General features: G+C 73.5%; 24 protein-coding genes and 1 riboswitch. Of the genes, 19 read left to right on the forward strand and 5 right to left on the reverse strand.

Annotated elements, in window-relative coordinates:
• Positions 1-87 precede the first annotated feature (87 nt).
• Together ABT026_RS16110 and ABT026_RS16115 are read right to left on the reverse strand one after the other, a co-directional pair.
• Positions 88-219 carry an LPFR motif small protein gene (locus tag ABT026_RS16110; RefSeq protein WP_351115060.1) on the reverse strand — a complete coding sequence of 44 codons (132 nt, stop codon included), beginning with the start codon at positions 217-219 and terminating at the stop codon, positions 88-90.
• Positions 220-334: 115 nt separating this feature from the next.
• Positions 335-1,075 carry an enoyl-CoA hydratase/isomerase family protein gene (locus ABT026_RS16115; protein WP_351115061.1) on the reverse strand — a complete coding sequence of 247 codons (741 nt, stop codon included), beginning with the start codon at positions 1,073-1,075 and terminating at the stop codon, positions 335-337.
• A gap of 67 nt (positions 1,076-1,142) precedes the next feature.
• Between ABT026_RS16115 and ABT026_RS16120 the strand changes: the two genes are divergently transcribed.
• Together ABT026_RS16120 and ABT026_RS16125 are read left to right on the forward strand one after the other, a co-directional pair.
• Positions 1,143-1,853: an HdeD family acid-resistance protein gene (locus ABT026_RS16120; protein WP_351115062.1), complete on the forward strand. Its 711-nt coding sequence runs from the start codon at positions 1,143-1,145 to the stop codon at positions 1,851-1,853.
• Between the two features lie 182 nt (positions 1,854-2,035).
• Positions 2,036-2,539 (forward strand): ATP-binding protein, encoded by a 504-nt coding sequence (locus ABT026_RS16125; protein ID WP_351115234.1) that lies wholly within the window; start codon positions 2,036-2,038, stop codon positions 2,537-2,539.
• A gap of 93 nt (positions 2,540-2,632) precedes the next feature.
• On the opposite strand, the gene idi is transcribed toward ABT026_RS16125, so the two are convergent.
• A complete protein-coding gene (gene idi / locus ABT026_RS16130; RefSeq protein WP_351115063.1) occupies positions 2,633-3,208 on the reverse strand; it encodes an isopentenyl-diphosphate Delta-isomerase in 576 nt (191 codons plus the stop codon).
• Positions 3,209-3,284: 76 nt separating this feature from the next.
• Complete coding sequence (locus ABT026_RS16135; RefSeq protein ID WP_351115064.1) at positions 3,285-4,229, reverse strand: cation diffusion facilitator family transporter; 945 nt, start codon at positions 4,227-4,229, stop codon at positions 3,285-3,287.
• A 301-nt stretch (positions 4,230-4,530) separates the two neighbouring features.
• Here ABT026_RS16135 and ABT026_RS16140 point away from each other — a divergent pair, with 301 nt between their 5' ends.
• The 17 genes from ABT026_RS16140 (at position 4,531) to ABT026_RS16220 (ending at position 22,738) form a co-directional block, all read left to right on the forward strand.
• Positions 4,531-6,366, forward strand: coding sequence for a DUF5941 domain-containing protein (locus tag ABT026_RS16140; protein ID WP_351115066.1), 1,836 nt, complete (start codon positions 4,531-4,533; stop codon positions 6,364-6,366).
• Entirely contained in the window at positions 6,363-7,115 is a 753-nt protein-coding gene (locus tag ABT026_RS16145; RefSeq protein ID WP_351115068.1) for a phosphocholine cytidylyltransferase family protein, read from the forward strand. Before ABT026_RS16140 ends, ABT026_RS16145 begins: the two co-directional genes overlap by 4 nt.
• On the forward strand, positions 7,103-8,167 hold the full coding sequence (locus tag ABT026_RS16150; RefSeq protein ID WP_351115069.1) for an iron-containing alcohol dehydrogenase family protein: 1,065 nt from the start codon (positions 7,103-7,105) through the stop codon (positions 8,165-8,167). Before ABT026_RS16145 ends, ABT026_RS16150 begins: the two co-directional genes overlap by 13 nt.
• A complete protein-coding gene (locus ABT026_RS16155) occupies positions 8,145-8,930 on the forward strand; it encodes a CDP-alcohol phosphatidyltransferase family protein (RefSeq protein WP_351115070.1) in 786 nt (261 codons plus the stop codon). Before ABT026_RS16150 ends, ABT026_RS16155 begins: the two co-directional genes overlap by 23 nt.
• 134 nt (positions 8,931-9,064) lie before the next feature.
• Positions 9,065-9,928, forward strand: coding sequence for a glycosyltransferase family 2 protein (locus ABT026_RS16160; RefSeq protein WP_502967997.1), 864 nt, complete (start codon positions 9,065-9,067; stop codon positions 9,926-9,928).
• 117 nt (positions 9,929-10,045) lie between these two features.
• Positions 10,046-10,975 (forward strand): ABC transporter permease, encoded by a 930-nt coding sequence (locus ABT026_RS16165; RefSeq protein ID WP_351115071.1) that lies wholly within the window; start codon positions 10,046-10,048, stop codon positions 10,973-10,975.
• Complete coding sequence (locus tag ABT026_RS16170) at positions 10,968-11,747, forward strand: ABC transporter ATP-binding protein (protein WP_351115072.1); 780 nt, start codon at positions 10,968-10,970, stop codon at positions 11,745-11,747. Before ABT026_RS16165 ends, ABT026_RS16170 begins: the two co-directional genes overlap by 8 nt.
• A 282-nt stretch (positions 11,748-12,029) precedes the next feature.
• Positions 12,030-12,929, forward strand: coding sequence for a squalene synthase HpnC (hpnC, locus tag ABT026_RS16175; protein WP_502967995.1), 900 nt, complete (start codon positions 12,030-12,032; stop codon positions 12,927-12,929).
• Complete coding sequence (gene hpnD, locus ABT026_RS16180) at positions 12,926-13,876, forward strand: presqualene diphosphate synthase HpnD (RefSeq protein WP_351115075.1); 951 nt, start codon at positions 12,926-12,928, stop codon at positions 13,874-13,876. Before hpnC ends, hpnD begins: the two co-directional genes overlap by 4 nt.
• Before the next feature lie 115 nt (positions 13,877-13,991).
• The gene (gene hpnE / locus ABT026_RS16185; RefSeq protein WP_351115076.1) at positions 13,992-15,443 is read left to right on the forward strand and encodes a hydroxysqualene dehydroxylase HpnE; all 1,452 of its coding nucleotides are present in this window, start codon (positions 13,992-13,994) and stop codon (positions 15,441-15,443) included.
• Between the two features lie 53 nt (positions 15,444-15,496).
• A complete protein-coding gene (locus ABT026_RS16190; protein WP_502967998.1) occupies positions 15,497-16,582 on the forward strand; it encodes a polyprenyl synthetase family protein in 1,086 nt (361 codons plus the stop codon).
• A 100-nt stretch (positions 16,583-16,682) separates the two neighbouring features.
• Positions 16,683-18,689 carry a squalene--hopene cyclase gene (gene shc, locus ABT026_RS16195; RefSeq protein ID WP_351115077.1) on the forward strand — a complete coding sequence of 669 codons (2,007 nt, stop codon included), beginning with the start codon at positions 16,683-16,685 and terminating at the stop codon, positions 18,687-18,689.
• Positions 18,689-19,357: a phosphorylase family protein gene (locus ABT026_RS16200; RefSeq protein WP_351115078.1), complete on the forward strand. Its 669-nt coding sequence runs from the start codon at positions 18,689-18,691 to the stop codon at positions 19,355-19,357. The genes shc and ABT026_RS16200 overlap by 1 nt, the downstream gene beginning before the upstream one ends.
• 6 nt (positions 19,358-19,363) lie before the next feature.
• Positions 19,364-20,437, forward strand: a complete 1,074-nt coding sequence (gene hpnH / locus ABT026_RS16205) for an adenosyl-hopene transferase HpnH (protein ID WP_351115080.1) — start codon at positions 19,364-19,366, stop codon at positions 20,435-20,437.
• A complete protein-coding gene (locus tag ABT026_RS16210; protein ID WP_351115081.1) occupies positions 20,434-21,813 on the forward strand; it encodes an aspartate aminotransferase family protein in 1,380 nt (459 codons plus the stop codon). The genes hpnH and ABT026_RS16210 overlap by 4 nt, the downstream gene beginning before the upstream one ends.
• Positions 21,814-21,932: 119 nt before the next feature.
• On the forward strand, positions 21,933-22,583 hold the full coding sequence (locus tag ABT026_RS16215; protein ID WP_351115083.1) for a helix-turn-helix domain-containing protein: 651 nt from the start codon (positions 21,933-21,935) through the stop codon (positions 22,581-22,583).
• On the forward strand, positions 22,580-22,738 hold the full coding sequence (locus ABT026_RS16220; protein ID WP_351115084.1) for a DUF6126 family protein: 159 nt from the start codon (positions 22,580-22,582) through the stop codon (positions 22,736-22,738). The genes ABT026_RS16215 and ABT026_RS16220 overlap by 4 nt, the downstream gene beginning before the upstream one ends.
• Before the next feature lie 106 nt (positions 22,739-22,844).
• Here ABT026_RS16220 and ABT026_RS16225 read toward each other — a convergent pair whose 3' ends face one another.
• Positions 22,845-23,642, reverse strand: a complete 798-nt coding sequence (locus tag ABT026_RS16225) for a tyrosine-protein phosphatase (RefSeq protein ID WP_351115085.1) — start codon at positions 23,640-23,642, stop codon at positions 22,845-22,847.
• 452 nt (positions 23,643-24,094) lie between these two features.
• Positions 24,095-24,259: riboswitch (cyclic di-AMP (ydaO/yuaA leader) on the forward strand.
• The last annotated feature ends 3 nt before the right edge of the window (positions 24,260-24,262 follow it).

The following is a 24,262-nucleotide window of genomic DNA, read 5'->3' on the forward strand; positions in this document are numbered from 1 at the left end:
GCCGCGGGGGCCGGGCCTTCGCGCGTTTCTCGCGCTCACGACGCACGCACAGGAGCGCTCATGGCACGCTCACGACGGGACGCGCGCTCAGGCGCGACGACCGTGCGCCGTGGAGGATGCGCCGCCGAAGAGGCGGGCGACGGCTCGGAAGGGCAGCGTCACCACGGTGGCGATGGCACTGCCGATCTGACGGAGAACGTCCGCGACAGCTCGGAACACGTTGGTCACCTTCCCTCGCTCTGCCCGGCCGGAAGTCCCGGCGCCGGGGAACCTACAGGTAACCGGCCTCGCCACGGACATGCCTGATCGGTCCCGGAACGTGCCGGGCGGCCGGTCAGCGCGGCCAGGTGAAGGAGGCCACGCGGCGCTCCAGGAAGGCGGCGACGCCCTCCTCGAGATCCCTGCTCGCGCGGGCCGCCGCGGCCCAGTGGGCGTCCCGGTCGGTGCGCCCGTCGGCGAACTCCTTGGCCGCCGCCTGGGTGAGCCGCGAACGGGAGACCAGGATCCGGGCGAACTCCTCCACCCGGGCCGCGAGCCGACCGGCCGGCAGCAGCTCGTCCACCAGACCGGTCCGCAGGGCCCGCTCCCCGTCGACCAGCTCCCCGGAGAACAGCAGGTACTTCGCGCCCGAGGGGCCCACCAGCGACACCAGCCGCCGGGTGGAGGAGGACGGGTAGACGATCCCTAGCTTGGCCGGCGTCACCCCGAAGAGCGCGCCCTGCTCGGCGAACCGCAGGTCGCAGGCGGCCGCCAGCTGGGTGCCGCCGCCCACGCAGTGGCCGCGCACCGCCGCGAGCGTCGGCTTCGGGAACGCGGCCAGCGCCTCCTCCGCCTCCAGCGAGAGTCGCTGTGCCACCTCCGCGGTGTCGCGCAGCCCCGAGATGTCCGCGCCCGCGCAGAAGGTGGCTCCCTCGCCGGTGAGCACCAGGACCCGCACGGCGTCGTCGAGCGCCAGCGTCTCCAGCAGCGGCGGCAGTGCCCGCCACATCGCGTCGGTCATGGCGTTGCGCCGCTCGGGGTGGCTGATCAGGACGGTGGCGACGCCGTCGGCGACGCTGTGCGACAGATGGGGCATGTCGCGGATGGTACCGGCGGGCTGGGTACTCGGCCGGGCACGAGGGACAGCCGGCGAGGAGGCCGTGATGAGCAGGATCAGGGCGAAGGACGAGCGGACGCGGATCAACCGGAGTTTCGGCTGGCTGGCCGTCCTCGGTGTGGCGCTGGTGATCGCGGGGGTCGTCGGCCTCGTCTACACGGGTCTGGCGACCCTCACCAGCATGCTGCTGTTCGGCTGGCTGCTGCTGATCGGCGGCGTGGTGGGCCTCGGGCACGCGGTGCAGGCCCGGGGCACCGGATTCTTCTGGCTGGGCGTGGTGGTCGCGGCGCTGAACATCGCGGCCGGCGTGGTGATCCTCGTGCGGCCGGACGCGGCGGCGGTCTCGCTGACCCTGTTCGCGGCGCTGCTGTTCCTCACCGGCGGGGTGTTCCGCATCGTCGGCAGCCTCGTAGTGCGTGGGCCGCAGTTCGGCTGGACCCTGGTGCAGGGCGCGTTCGGCCTGCTGCTGGGCATCCTGGTGCTGAACTCCTGGCCGAGCGACAGCCGCTACGTCCTGGGCACCTTCTTCTCGCTGGCGCTGCTCTTCGACGGACTGGGGCTGGTCGCCACCGGCTTCGGCGGCCGCAACGTGGTGGGGATGGTGACCGAGGCCGAACACGCCGACCGCGGACGCAGCCTCGGGGGCGACGCCTACTACGCGGGCCGCTCGGACGCGGAGCGGAACGTGGCCGCGGGGGAGCGGACCGGCCCGGAGGACGGGCGTCGCGGGGGAGGAGGGGACGTTCCGCCCCAATAAGCGGAAGAGTTCGCGAAGCTTCCCCAGGCGCGCAGGAGCGATCCCGCAACCGCCTTTGGCATACGCCCATCGGTCGACATCGGTCGATAGTGATCGTTTTGTGGACAGCGTCCGGGCGGTGACCTGCCGGTTCCCACACTCGACGTGTGGTGACAGTCGAGCACGAGGGTGGGGACCGGACGATGGAGGACCCTGGGCGCGGAGGCGATCCGGGCCCACAAGGCCCCGTGGAGGCGGCCGCGCCCCGCGGGGCGCACGCCCCCTACGAAGGCGTGTGGAGGTTCACCGCCCCGGCCGTGGACGCCTCGGTGCCGCAGGCGCGCCGCGCCGTGCGGGACCTGCTGCGGCGCCAGGGGGTGCCGGCCGTCGAGGAGGTGGTCGACGGCCTGCTGCTGATCGTCTCGGAGCTGGTCACCAACGCCGTCCGCCACGCCGCTCTGCTCTCACCCGTCCTGGCGGTGGAGGTCGCGGTCGGCGCGGAGTGGATCAGGGTCTCCGTCGAGGACAACCACCCCTACCGGCCCACCGCGCTGATCGCCGACACCGGCCAGACCGGCGGCCGCGGCCTGCTGCTGGTGCGCGAGACCACCCGCGAGTTCGGCGGGGCCTGCGAGGTGGAGCACACCGTCGCCGGCGGGAAGATCATCTGGGCGGCCCTGCCGCTCCGCCCGCCTGTCCATCACTGAGGACCGCGCGAGACGGGCCGAGCCGAAGCCCGGCGGGGCCACGCACGGCGGGCCGGCGCCCCGAGGCGGCCGGCCCGCAAGGAGCGAGGGCGACTACCAGCCGGCCGAAGGGCCGGTGAGCTCGCGGACCGCGGGGCGCGCCGCGTCGAGGACGGTCATGAACCACGCCGAGAAGGGGTCGGCGTCGTGCCGCTTCTCCAGCTCCTCGGGGGTGACGAACGCGATGTCGCCCACCTCCTCCGGGTCCGGGTCGGGGCGGCCGCGGACCAGGCCGACGAAGAGGTGGTTGAACTCCTGCTCCACCAGGCCCGAGGCCGGGTCCGGGTGGTTGTAGCGGACCGTCCCCGCCTCGGCGAGCAGCGCGGGGGAGACGCCCAGCTCCTCGAAGGTGCGGCGCGCGGCCGCGGCGAACGGGGCCTCGCCCGGGTAGGGGTGGCCGCAGCAGGTGTTGGACCACACGCCGGGGGAGTGGTACTTGCCCAGCGCGCGCTGCTGAAGCAGCAGCCGCCCGCGGTTGTCGAAGAGGAAGACGGAGAACGCGCGGTGCAGCAGACCGGGCGCCTGGTGCGCCGTGAGTTTCTCCTCCGTGCCGATGGTCACGCCCTGCTCGTCGACCAGCTCCAGCAGGATGGTCTCGTCCGTCGTCGTCTTCACAGGTGTGCTCGGCATGGCCCCTAGTCTGCCGTACGTGACCCCGTGGCGCGGGCGCGGCACCGCCGACCGGACCCCGCGCGCCGGAGCGCGGTCAATGGCACAGACCCGCCTCGTGCGCCGCGTGGCCCGCCGGTTCGAGCTGGAAGGTGCAGTGCTCCACGTCGAAGTGCGAGCCCAGACAGGACTGCAGGTCGCGCAGCATCCGCTCGTGTCCCCTGCCCTCCAGCGCCTCGGGGCCGACCACCACGTGCGCCGACAGCACCGGCAGCCCCGAGGTGATCGTCCACACGTGCAGGTCGTGCACGTCGTCCACGCCCGGCAGCGCCAGCAGGTGCGCGCGCACCTGGGTCATGTCGACGTCGCGCGGGGCGGCCTCCAGCAGCACGTCCACCGTCTCGCGCAGCAGCCGCCAGGCGCGCGGCACGATCATCAGCGCGATCACCAGGGAGGCGACGGGGTCGGCGGCCTGCCAGCCGGTGAGCAGCACCAGCGCGGCCGAGACCAGCACCGCGACCGACCCCAGCGCGTCGGCGGCGACCTCGAGGAAGGCGCCGCGCACGTTCAGGCTCTCCTTGCGGCCGCCCATCAGCAGCAGGAGCGAGACCAGGTTCGCCACCAGGCCCACCGCGCCGAAGACCAGGGTCAGGCCGCCCTCCACCTCGGCCGGCTCCAGCAGCCGGCCGACGGCCTCGACCACCACGTAACCGCCCACCCCGAAGAGCAGGAGACAGTTGGCCAGCGCCGCCAGGATCTCCGCGCGGGCCAGCCCGAAGGTGTGGTGACCGCTCGCCGGGCGGCCCGCGAAACGGATCGCCAGCAGCGCCATGCCCAGCCCCAGCGCGTCGGTGGCCATGTGGGCGGCGTCCGCGACCAGGGCGAGGGAGCCCGCGAGCACGCCGCCGGTCACCTCCGCCGCGGTCACCAGCAGCGTGATCGCCAGGGCCGCCCGCAGCCGGCCGCGGTGCGCCGCGGTCACCGTGGCGGCGGGGCCGGCGCCCCCGCCGTGGTGGTGCCCGTGCTGATGTCCGGCCCCCATGGAAACCGCCCTCCGTGATCGCCGCCGCCCCCGGGTGATTCGGGGAACGCGGCCTTCCGCCGACCGTTGCCGCCCCCAGTCAACTACCTCCGGTCGCCCGGGGCAAAGCGACGCTGAACACCGTTGTCATATCCCTTGACCTGCGCAAACGCCCGGCGTCCTGCCTGCCGCGGGGCGGGTGGTGATCGCGGAGGTCCGGCGATCCGATAACCTCTGCCGACACGCCCCGGCCGCCTCGCCGGGCGGGCCACCACGTATGCCGCCGGCGCGCCGCAGCGCCGCACCCAGGGAGTGAGTACGGTTGCCGACCGCCATCGTCACCGGTCCGCCGGTTCCCGGATCTTCCTTGGCGGACGATCTCGGAACCCTCGGATTCGAGGTGCGGACCGCCGCCGACGTGGGTGAGACGGAGGCACTGCTCGCCGCCGTCCCCGGCGACCGCCGCGTCGCCCTCGTCGACGCCCGGTTCATGGGCCACCTGCACGCCCTGCGCCTGGGCCTCACCGACCCCCGGTTCCCGGTCTCCGCGATCGAGGGCGCCGTCTCGGTGAAGCCGGAGGCGCGCCAGGCGCTCACCCGGGCCGTCGCCCGGGCCAGCTCCGCCGCCGTCGACGCCGGGGACGCCCCCGCGCCCGGCGACGCCGTCACGGTCGCCGACCGCACGCTGGCCGACCGGCTCGCCGCCGCCCTCGAGACGGACGGCGCGCAGGTGCACCGCCCCGAGCTGGGCAGCCTCGTGGCGGCAACCCCCGCGGACCCGCAGAGCCGGCACGCCACCCGTGAGGCCCTGGCCGCCGTCGACGAGGAGTCGGTCCGGCTGCGCTCCGCGGTGAAGGCCCGCGACGGCTTCGTCACGACCTTCCTGATCAGCCCCTACTCCAAGTACGTCGCCCGCTGGTGCGCCCGCCGGGGACTGACCCCCAACCAGGTCACCACCGCCTCGCTGCTCACCGCGCTGATCGCCGCGTCCTGCGCCGCCACCGGCACCCGCGGCGGCTTCGTCGCGGCCGGCGTCCTGCTGATCGCCTCGTTCGTCCTGGACTGCGCGGACGGGCAGCTCGCCCGCTACTCGCTCCAGTACTCGACACTGGGCGCCTGGCTCGACGCCACCTTCGACCGGGCCAAGGAGTACGCCTACTACGCGGGCCTCGCCCTGGGCGCCGCCCGCGGCGGCGACGACGTCTGGGCGCTGGCCCTGGGCGCGATGGTCCTGCAGACCTGCCGGCATGTGGTCGACTTCTCCTTCAACGAGGCCAACCACGACGCCCAGGCCAACACCAGCCCCACCGCGGCGCTCTCCGACAAGCTGGACAACCTCGGCTGGACGGTCTGGCTCCGCCGCATGATCGTCCTGCCCATCGGCGAACGCTGGCTGATGATCGCCGTGCTCACCGCGCTGACCACCCCCCGCGTCACCTTCGTGGTGCTGCTGATCGGCTGCGCCGTCGCCGCCTGCTACACCACCGCAGGCCGCCTGCTGCGCTCGGTGACCCGCAAGGCGCGCCGCACCGACCGCGCCGCCGCCGCGCTGGCCGACCTGACCGACAGCGGCCCCCTCGCGCAGGCCGTGGCCCGGGTCGCCCGTCGTCCCGTCCCGTCCGGCGCCGCCCCGTTCCTCGCCGCCGCGGGCGCGCTGCTCGTGGTGATCCTCGCCGCAGTGTGCGGCGCCTCGTGGATCACCGTCGCCGGCGCCGCCGGCTACGCGCTGCTGGCCGGCGCGGCCGTCGCCCGGCCCCTGATGGGCGCGCTGGACTGGCTCGTTCCCCCCTTCTTCCGCGCCGCCGAGTATGGCGTCGTTCTGCTGCTCGCGGCCCAATCCGAGGTGAACGGAGCGCTTCCGGCGGCTTTCGGGCTGGTGGCGGCGGTCGCCTACCATCACTACGACACGGTGTACCGCATCCGCGGAAACGCCGGAGCGCCCCCGCACTGGCTGGTGCGGGCGGCGCTGGGCCACGAGGGCCGCACCCTTGTGGTCACCGTGCTCGCCGCACTGCTCACCGCGGCGCAGTTCCCGGTCGCGCTCACGGCGCTCGCCGTGGCCGTGGCCGCCCTGGTGCTCCTGGAGAGCATCCGCTATTGGGTGTCCGCCCACCGGGCCGGCGCACCCGCTGTACACGACGAAGGAGAACCCGCATGATCGGCCTCGTGCTGGCGGCAGGCGCCGGACGCCGCCTGCGCCCCTACACGGACACCCTTCCCAAGGCTCTGGTGCCCGTGGGGCCCGAGGGCAACGAGGACAGCCTCACCGTCCTCGACCTGACCCTCGGCAACTTCGCCGAGATCGGCCTCACCGAGGTGGCGATCATCGTCGGGTACCGCAAGGAGGCCGTCTACGAGCGCCGCGAGGCGCTCGAGGCCAAGTACGGTGTCAAGATCACCCTGATCGACAACGACAAGGCCGAGGAGTGGAACAACGCCTACTCCCTGTGGTGCGGCCGTGACGCCCTCAAGGACGGCGTCATCCTCGCCAACGGCGACACCGTCCACCCGGTCTCCGTGGAGAAGACGCTGCTCGCCGCCCGCGGCGAGGGCAAGAAGATCATCCTCGCCCTCGACACGGTGAAGAAGCTCGCCGACGAGGAGATGAAGGTCGTCGTCGACCCCGAGAAGGGCGTCCGCAAGATCACCAAGCTGATGGACCCGGCGGAGGCCACCGGCGAGTACATCGGTGTCACCCTGATCGAGGGCGACGCGGCCGCCGAGCTCGGCGACGCGCTGAAGACGGTCTGGGAGACGGACCCGCAGCAGTTCTACGAGCACGGCTACCAGGAGCTGGTCAACCGCGGCTTCAAGATCGACGTCGCGCCGATCGGCGAGGTCGCGTGGGTCGAGATCGACAACCACGAGGACCTGGCCCGTGGGCGGGAGATCGCGTGCCGCTACTGACGAGGCTCATTCCGTCGCCGGTCGTCGTCGACATCCGGTCCGGGGCCTTGGACGACCTGGCGGCGATCCTGTCCGACCAGCGGATCTCGTCCTCGGGCAAGCTGGCCTTCGCCATCAGCGCCGGCTCCGGTCAGGCGCTGAGGGAACGGTTCGCTCCCGCGATGCCGCAGGCGGACTGGTTCGACGACGCGGACGGCACCATCGACGGCGCCGTCCGGCTGGCCGACTCCATCAAGCGCAAGGGCCGCTACGACGCGGTCGTCGCGCTCGGTGGCGGCAAGGTGGTCGACTGCGCCAAGTACGCGGCCGCCCGGGTCGGGCTGCCGCTGGTCGCGGTCGCCACCAACCTGGCCAACGACGGACTGTGCTCGCCGGTGGCCACGCTGGACAACGACGCGGGCCGCGGCTCGTACGGTGTCCCGAACCCCATCGGCATCGTCATCGACCTGGACATAATCCGCCAGGCGCCGCCGCAGTTCGTGCGGGCCGGCATCGGCGACGTGATCTGCAAGATCTCGGCCGTGGCGGACTGGGAGCTGTCCCAGCGGGTGAACGGCGAGAAGGTGGACGGCCTGGCCGCCGCGATGGCACGGCAGGCCGCCGAGGCCGTGCTGCGTCACCCCGGCACCATCGCGGACGACCAGTTCCTCGCCACCCTGTCGGAGTCGCTGGTGCTCTGCGGCATCTCGATGTCGGTGGCGGGCGACTCGCGCCCCGCGTCCGGCGCGTGCCACGAGATCAGCCACGGGTTCGACCTGCTCTTCCCGAAGCGGGCCGCCGCCCACGGCGAGCAGTGCGGCCTGGGCGGCGCGTTCGCCACCTACCTGCGAGGGGACGTGGCGACCGCGGGCGAGATGGCCGAGTGCCTGCGTCGGCACGACCTGCCGGTGCTGCCGGAGGAGATCGGCTTCTCCATGGAGGAGTTCGTCAAGGTCGTGGAGTTCGCGCCGGAGACCCGTCCCGGCCGCTACACGATCCTCGAGCACCTCGACCTCCGGACCGACCAGATCAAGGACGCGTACGCCGACTATGTCAAGGCCATCGGTAGCTGAACTGCGGCCCGTCGTCCACCCCGAAGGGGTGAAGGACCGGCGCAGCGGTGAGCACTGGGCGGGTCGTCTCTACATGCGGGAGATCTCGCTGCGGGTCGACCGTTACCTGGTGAACACCCGGGTGACGCCCAACCAGCTCACCTACCTGATGGTGGTGGCGGGCGTCCTGGCGGGCGCGGCACTCCTGGTGCCGGGCCTCGCCGGGGCGCTCCTCGGCGCCCTGCTGATCCAGCTGTACCTCCTGCTGGACTGCGTCGACGGGGAGATCGCCCGCTGGCGCGGGCAGACCTCGGTCACCGGCGTCTACCTGGACCGCGTCGGCCACTACCTCTCCGAGGCCGCCCTGCTGGTCGGCTTCGGCCTGCGGGGCGCCGACCTGTGGGACGGGGCGGAGAGCCCCGAGTGGCTGTGGGCCTTCCTCGGCACCCTGGCCGCCCTGGGCGCCATCCTGATCAAGGCCGAGACGGACCTGGTCGACGTGGCGCGCAGCCGCAGCGGCCTGACCGCCGTGAAGGACGAGGCCGCCGCGCCCCGCTCCTTTGGCCTCGCGCTGGCCCGCCGGGCGGCGGCCGCGCTCAAGTTCCACCGGCTGGTCGGCGGCGTGGAGGCGAGCCTGTTCGTCCTCGCCGTCGCGATCGCCGACCTGATCGCCGGCGGCGGACTCTTCTGGACCCGCCTCGGCATCGCCGTGCTGGCAGGCATCGCGATCCTGCAGACCCTGCTGCACCTCGTGTCCATCCTCGCCTCGAGCAGACTGCGGTGAGCGCCTCCGTGAATTCCGTGAACCCCGTGCACTCCGTGAACGAAGCCCCGAAGGACGCCGTGACCGGCCCCCAGCCCGACGCCGCCCCCGCCGCCGGCCGCCGGCCCGCCAAGGTGGGCGCGGTGATCATCACCATGGGCAACCGCCCGGACGAGCTGCGCGCGCTGCTCGACTCGGTGGCCCGCCAGGAGGGCGACCCGATCGAGGTCGTCGTGGTGGGCAACGGAGCACCCGTGCCCGACGTCCCCGAAGGCGTGCGGACCGTCGAGCTGCCCGAGAACCTGGGCATCCCCGGCGGACGCAACGTCGGCATCGAGGCCTTCCGCTCCGCGGGGGCCGAAGGCTACGCCGGCTACGCCGTCGATATCCTGCTCTTCCTGGACGACGACGGCCTGCTCGCCCGCACCGACACCGCCGAGCTGTGCCGCCAGGCGTTCGAGGCCGACCCGCGGCTGGGCATCATCAGCTTCCGGATCGCCGACCCCGACACCGGGGTGACGCAGCGCCGGCACGTCCCGCGGCTGCGCGCCTCCGACCCGATGCGCTCGTCGCGGGTCACCACCTTCCTCGGCGGCGCCAACGCGGTGCGCACCGAGGTCATGGCCCAGGTGGGCGCGCTGCCCGGCGACTTCTTCTACGCCCACGAGGAGACCGACCTCGCCTGGCGCGCCCTGGACGCCGGCTGGATGATCGACTACCGGGCCGACATGGTCCTGTACCACCCCACCACGGCCCCCTCCCGGCACGCCGTCTACCACCGCATGGTGGCGCGCAACCGGGTCTGGCTCGCCCGCCGCAACCTGCCCGCCCTCCTCGTCCCGGTCTACCTCGGGGTGTGGACGGCGCTCACGCTGCTGCGCACCCGCGACGGCGCCGCGCTCAAGGCGTGGCTGGGCGGCTTCAAGGAGGGCTGGACCACTCCGTGCGGCCCCCGCCGTCCCATGCGGTGGAGCACCGTGTGGCGGCTGACCCGACTGGGCCGGCCCCCGGTCATCTGAGACGCTCGTCGCAGCGGGGCGACCGGGCGGCCCGTACCCTCGGCCGTGCCCGGTCCTCCGCCGGGACGCCGCGCCCGTCGAGACGCCGTATCCATCGAGACAGCGAGAGTTCGAGCAGTGAGTGAGTCAACGCATGACGGCCCGGTCGCGGTCGGCCCGCGCCCGTCGCCCGACGACCGCCTGACGGCGGCGGAGCTCGCCGCCAAGTACGGCCTGACCGTGAGCGGCGCCCGGCCCTCCATCCCGGCGTACGTGCGTCAGCTGTGGAACCGCCGGCACTTCATCGTGGCCTTCTCCCGGGCGAAGCTGTCGGCGCAGTACAGCCAGGCCAAGCTCGGCCAGCTCTGGCAGGTGGTGACGCCGCTGCTGAACGCGCTGGTCTACTACCTGATCTTCGGGCTCATCCTGAACGCGGGCCGCGGCCTGCCCAAGGACGTGTACATCCCGTTCCTGGTGACCGGCGTGTTCGTGTTCACCTTCACCCAGACGTCGGTGATGTCCGGCGTGCGGGCGATCTCCGGCAACCTGGGCCTGGTGCGCGCCCTGCACTTCCCGCGTGCCTCGCTGCCCGTCTCCTTCGCCCTCCAGCAGTTGCAGCAGCTGCTGGTGTCGATGCTCGTGCTCTTCGCGGTCGTCATCGCCTTCGGCAGCCGGCCCTCGCTGTCCTGGCTGCTGATCGTGCCCGCGCTGGCCCTCCAGTTCGGCTTCAACACCGGCCTGGCCCTGATCATGGCGCGGGCCGGGGCGCACACCCCCGACCTGGCCCAGCTCATGCCGTTCGTCACCCGGACCTGGATGTACGCCTCCGGCGTGATGTTCTCCATCCCGGCCATGCTCGCGGACAAGCCGCAGTGGATCGCGGACGTCCTGCAGTGGAACCCGGCCGCCGTCTACATGGACCTGATCCGCTTCGCGCTGATCGACGGCTACGGCTCGGAGAACCTCCCGCCGCACGTGTGGGCGGTGGCGCTGGGCTGGGCCGTGCTGGTCCTGGCCGGCGGCTTTGTGTACTTCTGGAAGGCGGAGGAGAGGTACGGCCGTGGCTGAGCAGCGCGAGGACGCCCACGTCCCGACCGTGATCGCGGACGAACTGCACATCGTCTACAAGGTCAACGGCGCCCGCAAGGGCAAGGGCAGCGCCACCGCCGCGCTCTCGCGCATCATGCGCCGGGGCGAGGAGCGGGGCGTACGCGAGGTGCACGCGGTGCGGGGCGTCTCCTTCACCGCCTACAAGGGCGAGGCCATCGGCCTCATCGGCTCCAACGGCTCGGGCAAGTCGACCCTGCTGCGGGCCATCGCCGGCCTGCTGCCGGCCGAGCGCGGCCGGGTGTACACCCACGGCCAGCCCTCCCTGCTGGGCGTCAACGCCGCCCTGATGAACGACCTGACCGGCGAGCGCAACGTGATACTCGGCGGCCTCGCCATGGGGATGTCGCGCGAGCAGATCCGCGAGCGCTACCAGGAGATCGTCGACTTCTCCGGCATCAACGAGAAGGGCGACTTCATCACCCTGCCCATGCGGACCTACTCCTCCGGCATGGCGGCGCGGCTGCGGTTCTCCATCGCCGCGGCCAAGGACCACGACGTGCTGATGATCGACGAGGCGCTGGCCACCGGGGACCGGAAGTTCCAGAAGCGCTCCGAGGCGCGCATCCGCGAACTGCGCAAGCAGGCCGGCACCGTCTTCCTGGTCAGCCACAACAACAAGTCGATCCGCGACACCTGCGACCGCGTCCTGTGGCTGGAGCGCGGCGAGCTGCGGATGGACGGACCCACCGAAGAGGTCCTCAAGGAGTACGAGAAGTTCACCGCCAAGTGACACCGCGGCGCTCCGGCCTGCGGCGCGAGCCCGGAGGCGCGGTGACCGTGGGTGACCCCCCTGCGTGCGCGCGCCGACGCGCCACGTAGGCTGGGGCGACGCCGCAATCACGGCAAGCGACGACGAAACGGCGTATATCTCGCACTTCGCACGCCTCGCGCTGCGCTCGGCGTGTCCGAAATAGTGCGATTTAGATCCACAGTGTAGAACGGGAGACATGACGGCAATGGCTACGGAAGTGTCCCGACCCGTAGGGTCCGCCGTCCCCGTCCAGGGCCGCGCGTGGTGAGGCGAGCGGCAGCGCCGCGTGCCGGGGACGGCACCCTCGTCAAGGCGGCCGACGAGAACTTCCCGGTGGCGCCCTTCTTCCTGCCCCGCGCCTGGCGTGAGGACCTGATGGCCGTCTACGGCTTCGCCCGTCTGGTCGACGACATCGGCGACGGCGACCTGGCCCCCGGCGGGGAGGACGCCCGGCTGCTCGGCGTCGCCCCCGCCGACGCGGACGACCGGTTCCTGATGCTCGACGCCCTGGAGGCCGACCTGGGCCGCCTGTTCGGCGCGCAGGAGCCCCGCCATCCGCTGATCGCGCACCTCGCCCCCACGGTGCGCCGGACCGGCCTCACCCCCGAGCCGTTCCTCGGCCTGGTCGCCGCCAACCGGCAGGACCAGGAGGTCACCCGGTACGAGACCTGGGAGGACCTGCTCGCCTACTGCGAACTGTCGGCCAACCCGGTGGGCCGCCTGGTGCTCGCCGTCACCGGCACCGCCACCCCCGAACGGATCCGCCGCTCCGACGCGGTGTGCACCGCGCTCCAGGTCGTCGAGCACCTCCAGGACGTCCGCGAGGACCTGGAGCGGGGCCGGATCTACCTGCCGTTGCAGGACATGAAACGTTTTCACGTCGACGAGGCCGCCCTGGCCGCCCCCACCGCCGGCGCCTCCGTGCGCGCGCTGATCGCCTTCGAGGCGGAGCGCGCGCGGACGCTGCTCGACGAGGGCGTCCCCCTGGTGGCGAGCGTCTCCGGACGCCTGCGGCTGCTGCTGGCCGGCTTCACCGCCGGAGGGCGGGCGGCGCTGGCCGCCGTCGCCGCCGCCGGGTTCGACGTGCTGCCCGGTCCGCCGAAGCCCGGCAAGGTACGCCTGCTGCGCGAGGCGGGCGTGATCCTGCGAGGAGAGAGGTGATCGGGACCGTGGACCTGGAGCAAGACGTGTCCGCGCCGGTGCTCGCCGCCTACAGCTACTGCGAGACCGTCACCGGACAACAGGCGCGCAACTTCGCCTACGGCATCCGGCTGCTGCCCGAGGCCAAGCGCCGTGCCATGTCGGCCCTGTACGCCTTCTCCCGGCGCGTGGACGACATCGGCGACGGCGACCTGCCCGACGAGGTCAAGGCGCTCCGGCTGAAGGAGACCCGGGCACTGCTCGCCCGGGTCCGCGACGGCGAGATCGACGCGTACGAGACCGACCCGGTGGCGGTGGCCCTGGCGCACGCCGCGCGGGTCTTCCCGATACCGCTGGACGGCCTGGACGAGCTGATCGACGGCGTGGTGATGGACGTCCACGGCGCGACCTACGAGACCTGGGACGACCTCGCCCTGTACTGCCGCTGCGTGGCGGGGGCGATCGGCCGCCTCTCCCTCGGGGTGTTCGGCGCCGACCCGGGGGCGCGCGACGCCGGACGCGCGGCCGAGTACGCCGACACCCTCGGCCTCGCGCTCCAGCTCACCAACATCCTGCGCGACGTCCGCGAGGACGCCGAGGGCGGCCGCGTCTACCTGCCCGCCGAGGACCTGGCCAAGTTCGGCTGCTCCGCCGGATTCGACGGGCCGACCCCGCCGGCCGGCTCGGACTTCGCCGGGCTCGTCCACTTCGAGGTCCGCCGGGCGCGCGCCCTGTTCGCCGAGGGCTACCGGCTGCTGCCCATGCTGGACCGGCGCAGCGGCGCCTGCGTCGCCGCCATGGCCGGCATCTACCGGCGGCTGCTGGACCGCATCGAGCGCGACCCGCTCGCCGTGCTGCGCGGCCGGGTCTCGCTGCCCGGCCGGGAGAAGGCGTACGTCGCCGTCCGCGGCCTGTCCGGCCTCGACGCACGCACCGTCACCCGGCGCGACGCCAGGAGGACTTCCTGATGGGGTCCCCGGAACACGGGCGCACCGGCGCCCGGACGGCCTCCGCGGCCGTCCGCGCACAGGGCGGCCCCGGCCGCCGGCCGCGGACCGCCCCGGGCGCGGGGGAGGGGACGCGATGACCCGCGCCGCCACGGCCCGCGCCGCCGCAGCGGGCCACGCCGTCGTCGTGGGCGGGGGACTGGCCGGCGTCACCGCCGCGCTGTCCCTCGCCGACTCCGGGGTCCGCGTCACCCTGCTGGAGGGCCGCCCCCGGCTCGGCGGCCTCGCCTTCTCCTTCCGCCGGGGCGAGCTGACCGTCGACAACGGACAGCACGTGTACCTGCGCTGCTGCACCGCCTACCGCTGGTTCCTCGACCGCGTCGGCGGCGCCGCGCTCGCGCCGCTGCAGGAACGTCTCGACGTGCCCGTCCTCGACGTCGCCCGGCCCCCGGGCCGCCGGCTGGGACGCCTGCGGCGCGACCCGCTGCCGGTTCCGCTGCACCTGGGCCGCAGCCTCGCCGCCTACCCCCACCTCTCGCTCGCCGACCGCGCCCGGGTGGGCCGCGCGGCCGCCGCGCTGTACCGGCTCGACCCCGCCGACCCGGCACTGGACGCCCGCGACTTCGGCGGCTGGCTGGCCGAGCACGGGCAGTCGCCGCGCGCCGTCGAGGCGCTGTGGGACCTCATCGGCGTCGCCACCCTCAACGCCCGCGCCGACGATGTCTCGCTGGCCCTGGCCGCCATGGTGCTGCGCACCGGACTGCTCTCCGGAGCGGGCGCCTCCGACATCGGATGGGCCCGCGTGCCGCTCGGCGAGCTCCACGACACCCTGGCCCGCCGCGCGCTGGAGGAGGCCGGCGTCCAGGTCCTCACCCGCGCCCGGGCGACCGCCCTGGAACGCCGCGAGGACGGCCGCTGGCAGGTCGCCCTCGCCGAGGGCGCGGGCGGCGCGCGGACGCTCGAGGCCGACGCCGTCGTCCTGGCCGTACCGCCCCGCGAGACCCACGGCCTGCTGCCCGGCGGCGCCCTCGAGGACGCCGGACGGCTCCTGGAGATCGGGCACTCGCCCATCCTCAACGTGCACGTCGTCTACGACCGCACGGTCCTCGACGCGCCGTTCGTCGCCGCCCTCGGCACCCCGATCCAGTGGGTGTGCGACCGCACCGAGGCATCCGGGCTCACCGAGGGCCAGTACCTGGCGCTCTCCCAGTCCGCGGCCGACGAGGACATCGACGCCCCCGTCGCCGAGCTGCGCGCCCGGTACCTGCCCGAGCTGGAGAGACTGCTGCCGCTCACCCGTACGGCCCGGGTGCGGGACTTCTTCGTCACCCGGGAGCGCACCGCCACCTTCGCCCCCGCCCCCGGCGTCGGGCGGCTGCGGCCCGGCGCGCGCACCCGGCTGCCCGGCCTGACCCTGGCCGGAGCGTGGACCGCGACCGGCTGGCCCGCCACCATGGAGGGCGCGGTCCGCAGCGGTGTGACGGCGGCCGACGCCGCCCTGGCCTCCCTGGGCCGTACCCGTCCCGTCCGCCACGCCTTCGCACCCGACCCGGCGCCCGCCGGAACCCTCCCGGGAGGCGTCGCGTGAGCGCCCGCGCCGCCCGAGGCGCTCCCCCCATCCCTGTCACCCCACGAGGAGAGATCGTGCCCACTGTGCCCCCGGCCGAGAAGGCCGCCGACGCGGTGAACGTGACCGCGCTGCTGGAGCGCGGCCGGACGCTGGCCACGCCGGTGCTCAGGGCCGCCGTGGAGCGTCTCGCGCCGCCCATGGACACCGTCGCCGCCTACCACTTCGGCTGGATCGACGCCGCGGGCAACCCGGCCGCCGGCGACGGCGGCAAGGCGGTCCGTCCCGCGCTCGCGGTGATGTCCGCGCAGGCCGCCGGCGCCGCCCCCGAGGTCGGCGTCCCCGGAGCCGTCGCCGTGGAGCTGGTCCACAACTTCTCGCTGCTGCACGACGACCTGATGGACGGCGACGAGCAGCGCCGCCACCGCGACACCGTGTGGAAGGTGCACGGCCCCGCCCAGGCCATCCTGGTGGGCGACGCGCTGTTCGCCCTCGCCAACGAGGTCCTGCTCGAGCTCGGCACCGTCGAGGCCGGCCGCGCCACCCGCCGGCTCACCGCCGCCAGCCGCGCCCTGATCGACGGTCAGGCCCAGGACATCTCCTACGAGCACCGCGAGCGGGTCACCGTCGACGAGTGCCTGGAGATGGAGGGCAACAAGACCGGCGCCCTGCTCGCCTGCGCCTGCTCCATCGGCGCCGTCCTCGGCGGCGCCGACGACCGCACCGCCGACGCCCTCGAGCGCTACGGCTACCACCTCGGCCTCGCCTTCCAGGCCGTCGACGACCTCCTCGGCATCTGGGGCGACCCGCAGTCCACCGGCAAGCAGACCTGGAGCGACCTGCGTCAGCGCAAGAAGTCCCTGCCGGTGGTGGCGGCCCTCGCCGCCGGCGGCCCCGCCTCGGAGAAGCTGGGGGCGATCCTCGCCGCCGACGCCAAGACCGCCGACCTGCGCCCGGCCGGCTCCGAGGACTTCTCCGAGGAGGAGTTCGCCTCCCGCGCCGCACTCATCGAGGAGGCCGGCGGCCGCGCCTGGACCGCCGACGAGGCCCGCCGTCAGCACGCCATCGCCGTCGCGGCCCTCGACGAGGTGCAGATGCCCACCCAGGTGCGGGAACAGTTCGTGGCGCTCGCCGACTTCGTGGTGGTTCGCACGAGATGATCCCGGAAGGTCCTCGCATCGCGTAGTCGCCGGCGGCTTCCCCCGGGAGCCGGCCGACGGCGGACCCGCAGCAGCCACACCACTGCAGGAAGGGGAAGCCATGACCGCGACAACCGACGGAAGCACCGGCGCGCTGCCCTCACGCGCCGACCCGGCGGCCGGAGTCCTCCCGGCCGACCACGCCGCCCGTCCCCCCGGGGACGGGGCGGCCGGCCCACGGGAGGCAGCGGCCCTCGCCGCCCGGCGGGCCGCCGAGCACCTGCTGGCCACCCAGGACGCCGAGGGCTGGTGGAAGGGCGACCTGGAGACCAACGTCACCATGGACGCCGAGGACCTGCTGCTGCGTCAGTTCCTCGGCATCCTCGACGAGGACACCACCCGCGCCACCGCCCTCCACGTCCGCGGCAAGCAGCGCGAGGACGGCGCCTGGGACACCTTCCACGGAGGGCCGGGCGACCTCTCCGCCACCGTCGAGGCCTACGTCGCCCTCCGGCTGGCGGGCGACGCGCCGGACGCCCCCCACATGGCACGCGCCGCCGCCTGGGTCCGCGCCCAGGGCGGCATCGCCGCCACCCGCGTCTTCACCCGCATCTGGCTCGCGCTCTTCGGCTGGTGGCCGTGGCAGGACCTGCCCGAGCTGCCGCCCGAGCTGATGTTCCTGCCCAAGTGGTTCCCGCTCAACATCTACGACTTCGGCTGCTGGGCCCGGCAGACCATCGTGCCGCTCACCGTCGTCTCGGCCAAGCGCCCGGTGCGGCCGGCCCCTTTCGCCCTCGACGAGCTGCACACCGACCCCACGCGGCCGAACCCGCCCCGGCCGCACGCCCCGCTGGTCGGCTGGGACGGCCTCTTCCAGCGGCTGGACGACGCGCTGCGCCGCTACCGCACCGCCGCCCCGCGGCCGTTGCGTCGCGCGGCGATGAACGCGGCCGGCCGCTGGATCGTCGAACGCCAGGAGAACGACGGCTGCTGGGGCGGCATCCAGCCTCCGCACGTCTACTCGCTGATCGCCCTCCACCTGCTCGGCTACGACCTCGGCCACCCGGTGATGCGGGCCGGCATCGAGGCTCTCGACCGCTTCGCGGTGCGGCGCGAGGGCGGCGCCCGGATGGTCGAGGCCTGCCAGTCGCCCGTCTGGGACACCTGCCTGGCCGTCATCGCCCTGGCCGACGCCGGGCTGCCCGCCGACCACCCCGCGCTGGTCAAGGCGGCCGACTGGATGCTCGGCGAACAGGTCGTGCGGCCCGGCGACTGGTCCGTCCGCAGACCCGGACTCCCGCCCGGCGGCTGGGCCTTCGAGTTCCACAACGACAACTACCCGGACATGGACGACACCGCCGAGGTGGTCCTCGCCCTGCGCCGGGTCCGCCACCACGACCCGGAGCGGGTGGAGCACGCCGTCGCCCGAGGGGTGCGGTGGAACCTCGGCATGCAGTCCGCGGGCGGCGGCTGGGGCGCCTTCGACGTGGACAACACCGGCGTGCTGCCCAACCGGCTGCCTTTCTGCGACTTCGGCGAGGTGATCGACCCGCCGTCCTCCGACGTCACCGCCCACGTGGTGGAGATGCTCGCCGTCGAGGGCCTCGCCGACGACCCCCGCACCCTGCGCGGCATCGACTGGCTGCTGCGCGAACAGGAGCCGGACGGCAGCTGGTTCGGCCGCTGGGGCGTCAACTACGTCTACGGCACCGGCTCCGTGGTGCCCGCGCTCGTCGCCGCCGGACTGCACACCGGCCATCCCGCCGTCCGCCGCGCGGTCGCCTGGCTGCGCTCCGTGCAGAACGCCGACGGCGGCTGGGGCGAGGACCTGCGCTCCTACCGCGAGGCCGGATGGGCGGGCCGCGGCGACTCCACCGCCTCGCAGACCGCCTGGGCGCTGATGGCCCTGCTGGCCGCCGGGGAGCGGGAGAGCGCGGCCGTCGAACGGGGCGTCGCCTGGCTGGCCGCCACCCAGCGCGAGGACGGCACCTGGGACGAGCCCCAGTTCACCGGCACCGGCTTCCCGTGGGACTTCTCCATCAACTACCACCTCTACCGGCAGGTGTTCCCGCTCACCGCCCTCGGCCGGTACCTCCACGGGGAACCCTTCGCCGCGAAGGCCCGGTGATGAGCGCCTCGACCGGGCCGCCGGACCCGCCCGCCCCGCTGCTGGTCGCCTGCGCGCTCGGCATCGAGCAGGTCGCCCTGCGCGCCGGCGCCCGCCGCGCCGGCCGCGCGGGCGGGCCCGGCGGCCCCGTCACGGTGCTGCGCACCGGCATGGGGGCCGCCGCGGCCCGGCGCTCCCTGGCCCACGCCCTGGCCGGGGAGGCGCTGCGGGACGCGGCGGTCCTCGCCACCGGCTTCTGCGCCGGACTCGCCCCCGGCATGCACCCCGGCGACCTGGTGGTCGCCGAGGAGGCCCGGGACGCCCGGGGCCGCGTGCGGTGCACCGGCGCCGCGACGCTGGTGAAGGAGCTCACCCGGGCCCTGCCGGGCCGCACCGTCCACACCGGGGTGCTCGCCGGGACCGACCACGTCGTCCGCGGTGCCGAGCGGACGGCGCTGCGGGGCGGCGGGGCCGTCGCCGCCGACATGGAGTCCGCCGCCACCCTGCTCGCCGCCGTCGGCGCCGGAACCCGTCCGGTTGCCGCCGTCCGGGTGGTCGTGGACGCCCCGGAGCACGAACTTGTACGAATCGGGACGGTTCGGGGTGGAATAACGGCGTTCCATGTCCTTCGTCGCGTACTTCCCGCGTTCTTCGAATGGCACCGTTCCCTGCCGCCCCCCGAGAGGTGAGCCCAGATGGCCATGCCGCTGCGCCAGTCCGTCACGGTCGCTACTTACCTGGCCCGACAGAAGCTCCGCCGCCGGGACAAGTTCCCGCTCATCGTGGAACTCGAGCCGCTCTTCGCCTGCAACCTCAAGTGCGAGGGATGCGGCAAGATCCAGCACCCCGCCGGCATCCTCAAGCAGCGCATGCCGGTCGCCCAGGCCGTCGGCGCCGTCGTCGAGTCCGGCGCGCCCATGGTGTCCATCGCCGGCGGCGAGCCGCTGATGCACCCCCAGATCCACGAGATCGTCCGCCAACTGGTGGACAAGCGCAAGTACGTCTTCCTCTGCACCAACGCCGTGCTGCTGCGCAAGAAGCTCGACCTGTTCACGCCCTCGCGCTACTTCGCCTTCGCCGTCCACATCGACGGTCTGCGCGAGCGCCACGACGCCTCGGTCGCCAAGGAGGGCGTCTTCGACGAGGCCGTGGAGGCCGTCAAGGAGGCCAAGCGGCGCGGCTTCCGCGTCACCACCAACTCCACGTTCTTCAACACCGACACCCCGCAGACCGTCGTCGAGGTCCTCGACTACCTCAACGACGAGCTCCAGGTGGACGAGATGATGATCTCGCCCGCCTACGCCTACGAGAAGGCCCCCGACCAGGAGCACTTCCTCGGGGTCGAGCAGACCCGCGAGCTGTTCCGCAAGGCGTTCTCCGGCGGCAACCGCCGCCGCTGGCGCCTCAACCACTCGCCGCTCTTCCTGGACTTCCTGGAGGGCCGCGCCGACTTCGACTGCACCGCCTGGGCCATCCCCAACTACTCGCTCTTCGGCTGGCAGCGGCCGTGCTACCTGATGAGCGACGGCTACGTGCCCACCTACCGCGAGCTGGTCGAGGACACCGACTGGGACAAGTACGGCCGCGGCAAGGACCCCCGCTGCGCCAACTGCATGGCCCACTGCGGCTACGAGCCCACCGCCGTGCTGGCCACCATGGGATCGCTCAAGGAGTCGCTGCGGGCCCTGCGGGACACGGTGGCCACCAACCGGGCCAACCAGCCGCAGGAACGGGTGGTGGCGGCCGCCGCCGTGAAGGAACTCCCGTGACGGAGTTCGACCTGGCGGCGCTGCTGGCCGACCGTGCGGGGGAGCGCTACGCCCTGCACGAGCGGCATCTCAACCACCAGCTCCCCCGGATGCTGCGCACCCTCGGCTTCGACAGGCTCTACGACCGGGCCGAGGGCGCCTACTTCTTCGACAGCGAGGGAAACGACTACCTCGACATGCTCGCCGGGTTCGGCGTGATGGGCCTCGGCCGCCACCACCCGGTGGTCCTCAAGGCGCTCCACGACGTCCTCGACGCCCGGCTCGCCGACCTCACCCGCTTCGACTGCCCGCCGCTGCCCGGCCTGCTCGCCGAACGGCTGCTGGCCCACAGCCCGCACCTGGACCGCGTCTTCTTCTGCAACAGCGGCACCGAGGCCGTGGAGACGGCGCTGAAGTTCGCCCGCCGGGCCACCGGGCGGCCCAGGATCCTGTACTGCGACCACGCGTTCCACGGCCTGACGGCCGGCGCGCTGTCGGTCAACGGGGAGGCGGGCTTCCGGGACGGCTTCGGGCCGCTGCTGCCGGGCACCGCCGTGCCGCTGGGCGACCTCGGCGCGCTGGAGCGGGAACTGGCCCGCGGGGACGTCGCCGCGCTCATCGTCGAACCCGTCCAGGGCAAGGGCGTGCACGAGGCGCCGCCCGGCTACCTGCGCGCCGCCCAGCGGCTGCTGCACCGGCACAAGGCGCTGCTGATCGCCGACGAGGTGCAGACCGGGCTCGGCCGCACCGGCGACTTCTACGCCTACCAGCACGAGGAGGGGGTGGAACCGGACCTGGTGTGCGTGGCCAAGGCGCTCTCGGGCGGCTACGTGCCGGTGGGGGCGGCGCTGGGCAGGGACTGGATCTTCAAGAAGGTGTACTCCTCCATGGACCGGGTGCTGGTCCACTCCGCCAGCTTCGGATCCAACGCCCAGGCGATGGCCGCCGGGCTCGCCGTGCTCTCGGTGATCGAGAACGACCAGATCGTCGCGGGCGCCCGGGCCACCGGCGAGCTGCTGCGGTCACGGCTGGCCGCGCTCACCGAGCGCTACGAGCTGCTGACGGCGGTCCGGGGCCGGGGCCTGATGATCGGCATCGAGTTCGGCCGCCCGCGGTCGCTGAAGCTGCGGGGGAGGTGGGCGCTGCTGCAGGCGGCCCGGAAGGGGCTCTTCGCCCAGATGGTGGTCGTGCCGCTGCTGCGGCGGCACCGCATCCTGACCCAGGTGTCCGGCGACCATCTGGAAGTGATCAAGCTGATCCCGCCCCTGATCATCGGGGAACGGGAGGTGGACCGCTTCGTGACCGCGTTCACCGCGGTGATGGACGAGGCGCACGAAGGCGGGCTCGTCTGGGACTTCGGACGTCAGCTGATGCGGCAGGCCGTCGCCAACCGCTGAGCCGGGCGCGGCGGCCCCGCCGGGCCGCGGTCTCCCGTTGCGGGGCTCTGCCCCTGTCGCTCTCTTGCCTCTGAGGCAAAGGATTTGCCCTGGAGGCAAGAGAGTGGCTGAATGGTGACATGCCCGCCGCAGCACAGGCGCCCGGCCCCGGGCCGGGAGACCTTCCCAGCGTAGCCCCGACGCTCCGCGCACTCCGGCACCGGACCGGCCTCACCCTCGAGGCCGCCGCCCGGGCCGCCGACCTCTCCCCGGCCCACCTCTCCCGCCTGGAGACCGGCCACCGTCAGCCGTCCCTGCCCGTCCTCCTCGGGCTCGCCCGCGTCTACGGCACCACCGTCTCGGAACTCCTCGGCGAGACCACCCCCGACCGCGAGGCCGTGGTGCGGGCGTCCGCCGCCGCGGAGACCCGGGCCGGCGGCTGGAGCTACTGGCCCGCCGGGGCGCCGGGACGCGCCATGCAGGCCCTGCGCGTCCGCATCCCGCACAGTGGCGGCCCCCAGGACCAGGTGGTCCGGGTCCACCCGGGGGAGGAGTGGCTGCACGTGCTCGCCGGAGCCCTCCGCCTCCACCTGGGCGACACGTCCCACGTGCTCGGCCCCGGCGACAGCGCCCACTTCGACTCGCTCACCCCGCACCGCCTGGCCGCCGAGGGCCCGGACGGCGCCGAGCTCCTGTTCGTCCACACCCTGCTGCAGAGCCCCACGGCCGCCCTCTGCCTCGGACCCGAGGCGCCCGGCGGCCACCCGACCCCGTCCGGAGCGACGTCATGACGAACCCCGAGAAGAACAACGTCCCCGACCGCAGGAACGTCGAGGACAAGTTCCCGCGTGCCCTGTGGATCCGCCTCTTCGTCTACATCGTGGCGGGCCACCTCTTCGCCGGCTTCATCTGGCTGCTCTTCGAGGCGGGCGCCCGCGCGAACTGAGCAGGGGTGCCGGTACGGCCCGGCACAGGGCGAGGGCCCGGCAGCGGACGTCCGCTCCCGGGCCCTCGCCCTGTGTCCTCACGCCTGTGTCCTCATGCCGGCCCCATCAGTCGAGGAGCCGCTCGCGCAGCCGCTCCCGCAGCTCCGGGGTCATGCCCAGTCCCCGCGTCAGGTAGGCGTCGACCCCGCCCCAGGTCTCCTCGATCGTCTCGAACGCCGTCCCCAGGTACTCGGGCCGCGCGTCGAACAGCGGGCTCAGCAGCTCGGTGATCTCCGGCGTGTAGGGATCCGAGGACTCGCCGCCGCGGTGCAGCTTGTAGCGCCGGTGCTTGGCCCCCGACTTCAGGTAGTCCTCCGTGATCGCGTCCCGCTCCACGCCCAGGGCCAGCAGCGTCACCGCGATCGACAGGCCCGCGCGGTCCTTGCCGGCCGAGCAGTGCATCAGGGCCGGTGCGCCCTCCTCGGCCAGCGAGCGCAGCACCCGGGAGTGCTCCTCGGTGCGGGTGAGGACGGTCTGCCGGTACGACGCGATCATGCGCTGCGCCGCGCGGCCGTCGCCCAGCAGGGGCCGCAGCTCGTCCACCCCTCCGCGGCGGACCCGGCGCCAGAACTCGGCGCCGTCGGCCGGGTCGGACAGCGGCAGGCGCACCTCCTGGACCCCGGGCAGCGTGACGTCGGGCCCCTCCAGGCTCCGGTCCGCCTCGTTGCGGAAGTCGAAGATCGTGCGCAGGCCGAGGGAGGCGAGGAAGGCGGCGTCCTCGGCGGTCGCGCTCGCCAGATGGCCGCTGCGGTACAGAACCCCGGGCCTCACCTTGCGGCCGTCCGACGTGGGCATCCCGCCCACGTCGCGAAAGTTGCGCACTCCGGCGAGCTGGGGCTCGGTCGACGGGGCCTGCTGCGTCACGGGGGCTCCTCCCACTCGGCCCCGCCGGCGCGGCATCCGGCGGGTGCGCTCCGACGATACGACACGCGTCCCCAGGACATGGAGGGTGCCGCCGCCCCGGAGCCGTGGTCGCCTCCGCCCGCAGGCCACTCACGCACTGTGCGATTCGGGCAAAAGGGCCTAATGGTGACTTGTCCGGGAAAAGAACAACTCTCCTGCATCGGGGGGCTCGTGGGGTGCGAGTGGGTGAGCAGCCTCATACCGGTGACCGAGCGTCGTCGGTGGCCGTGGTGCAACTGGGCCTCACGGGGCGGGAGTTGCGGGAGGCTCGGCGACTCTCTGTGACCGTTTTGCCCTTAAGTGATCACAAAGAATGCACGTTCGTGGAAATCCGGCGCTTGTCCGGTTGCGCTCCGGTCGCTTACGTTCACCATCCGATCCGGACGGACGCCTAATCCTGCCGCCGCCCGGATCTCTCACACTCACCCGAGTAACCCGAGTACGGCAGGAGCGGGGGACCCACAGGTACACGCCTGTTCCGGTCTCCGGAACGGGCTTGGGGTAAAGCCGCGCACGGCGCGGCCGGGCATCTCCAGCCCGCACCCGACAGCTCACCTCGCAGGCGACGGAGAGGACAACGT

This window comes from Streptomyces sp. NPDC002734 (assembly GCF_040295685.1).
Taxonomy (GTDB): domain Bacteria; phylum Actinomycetota; class Actinomycetes; order Streptomycetales; family Streptomycetaceae; genus Streptomyces.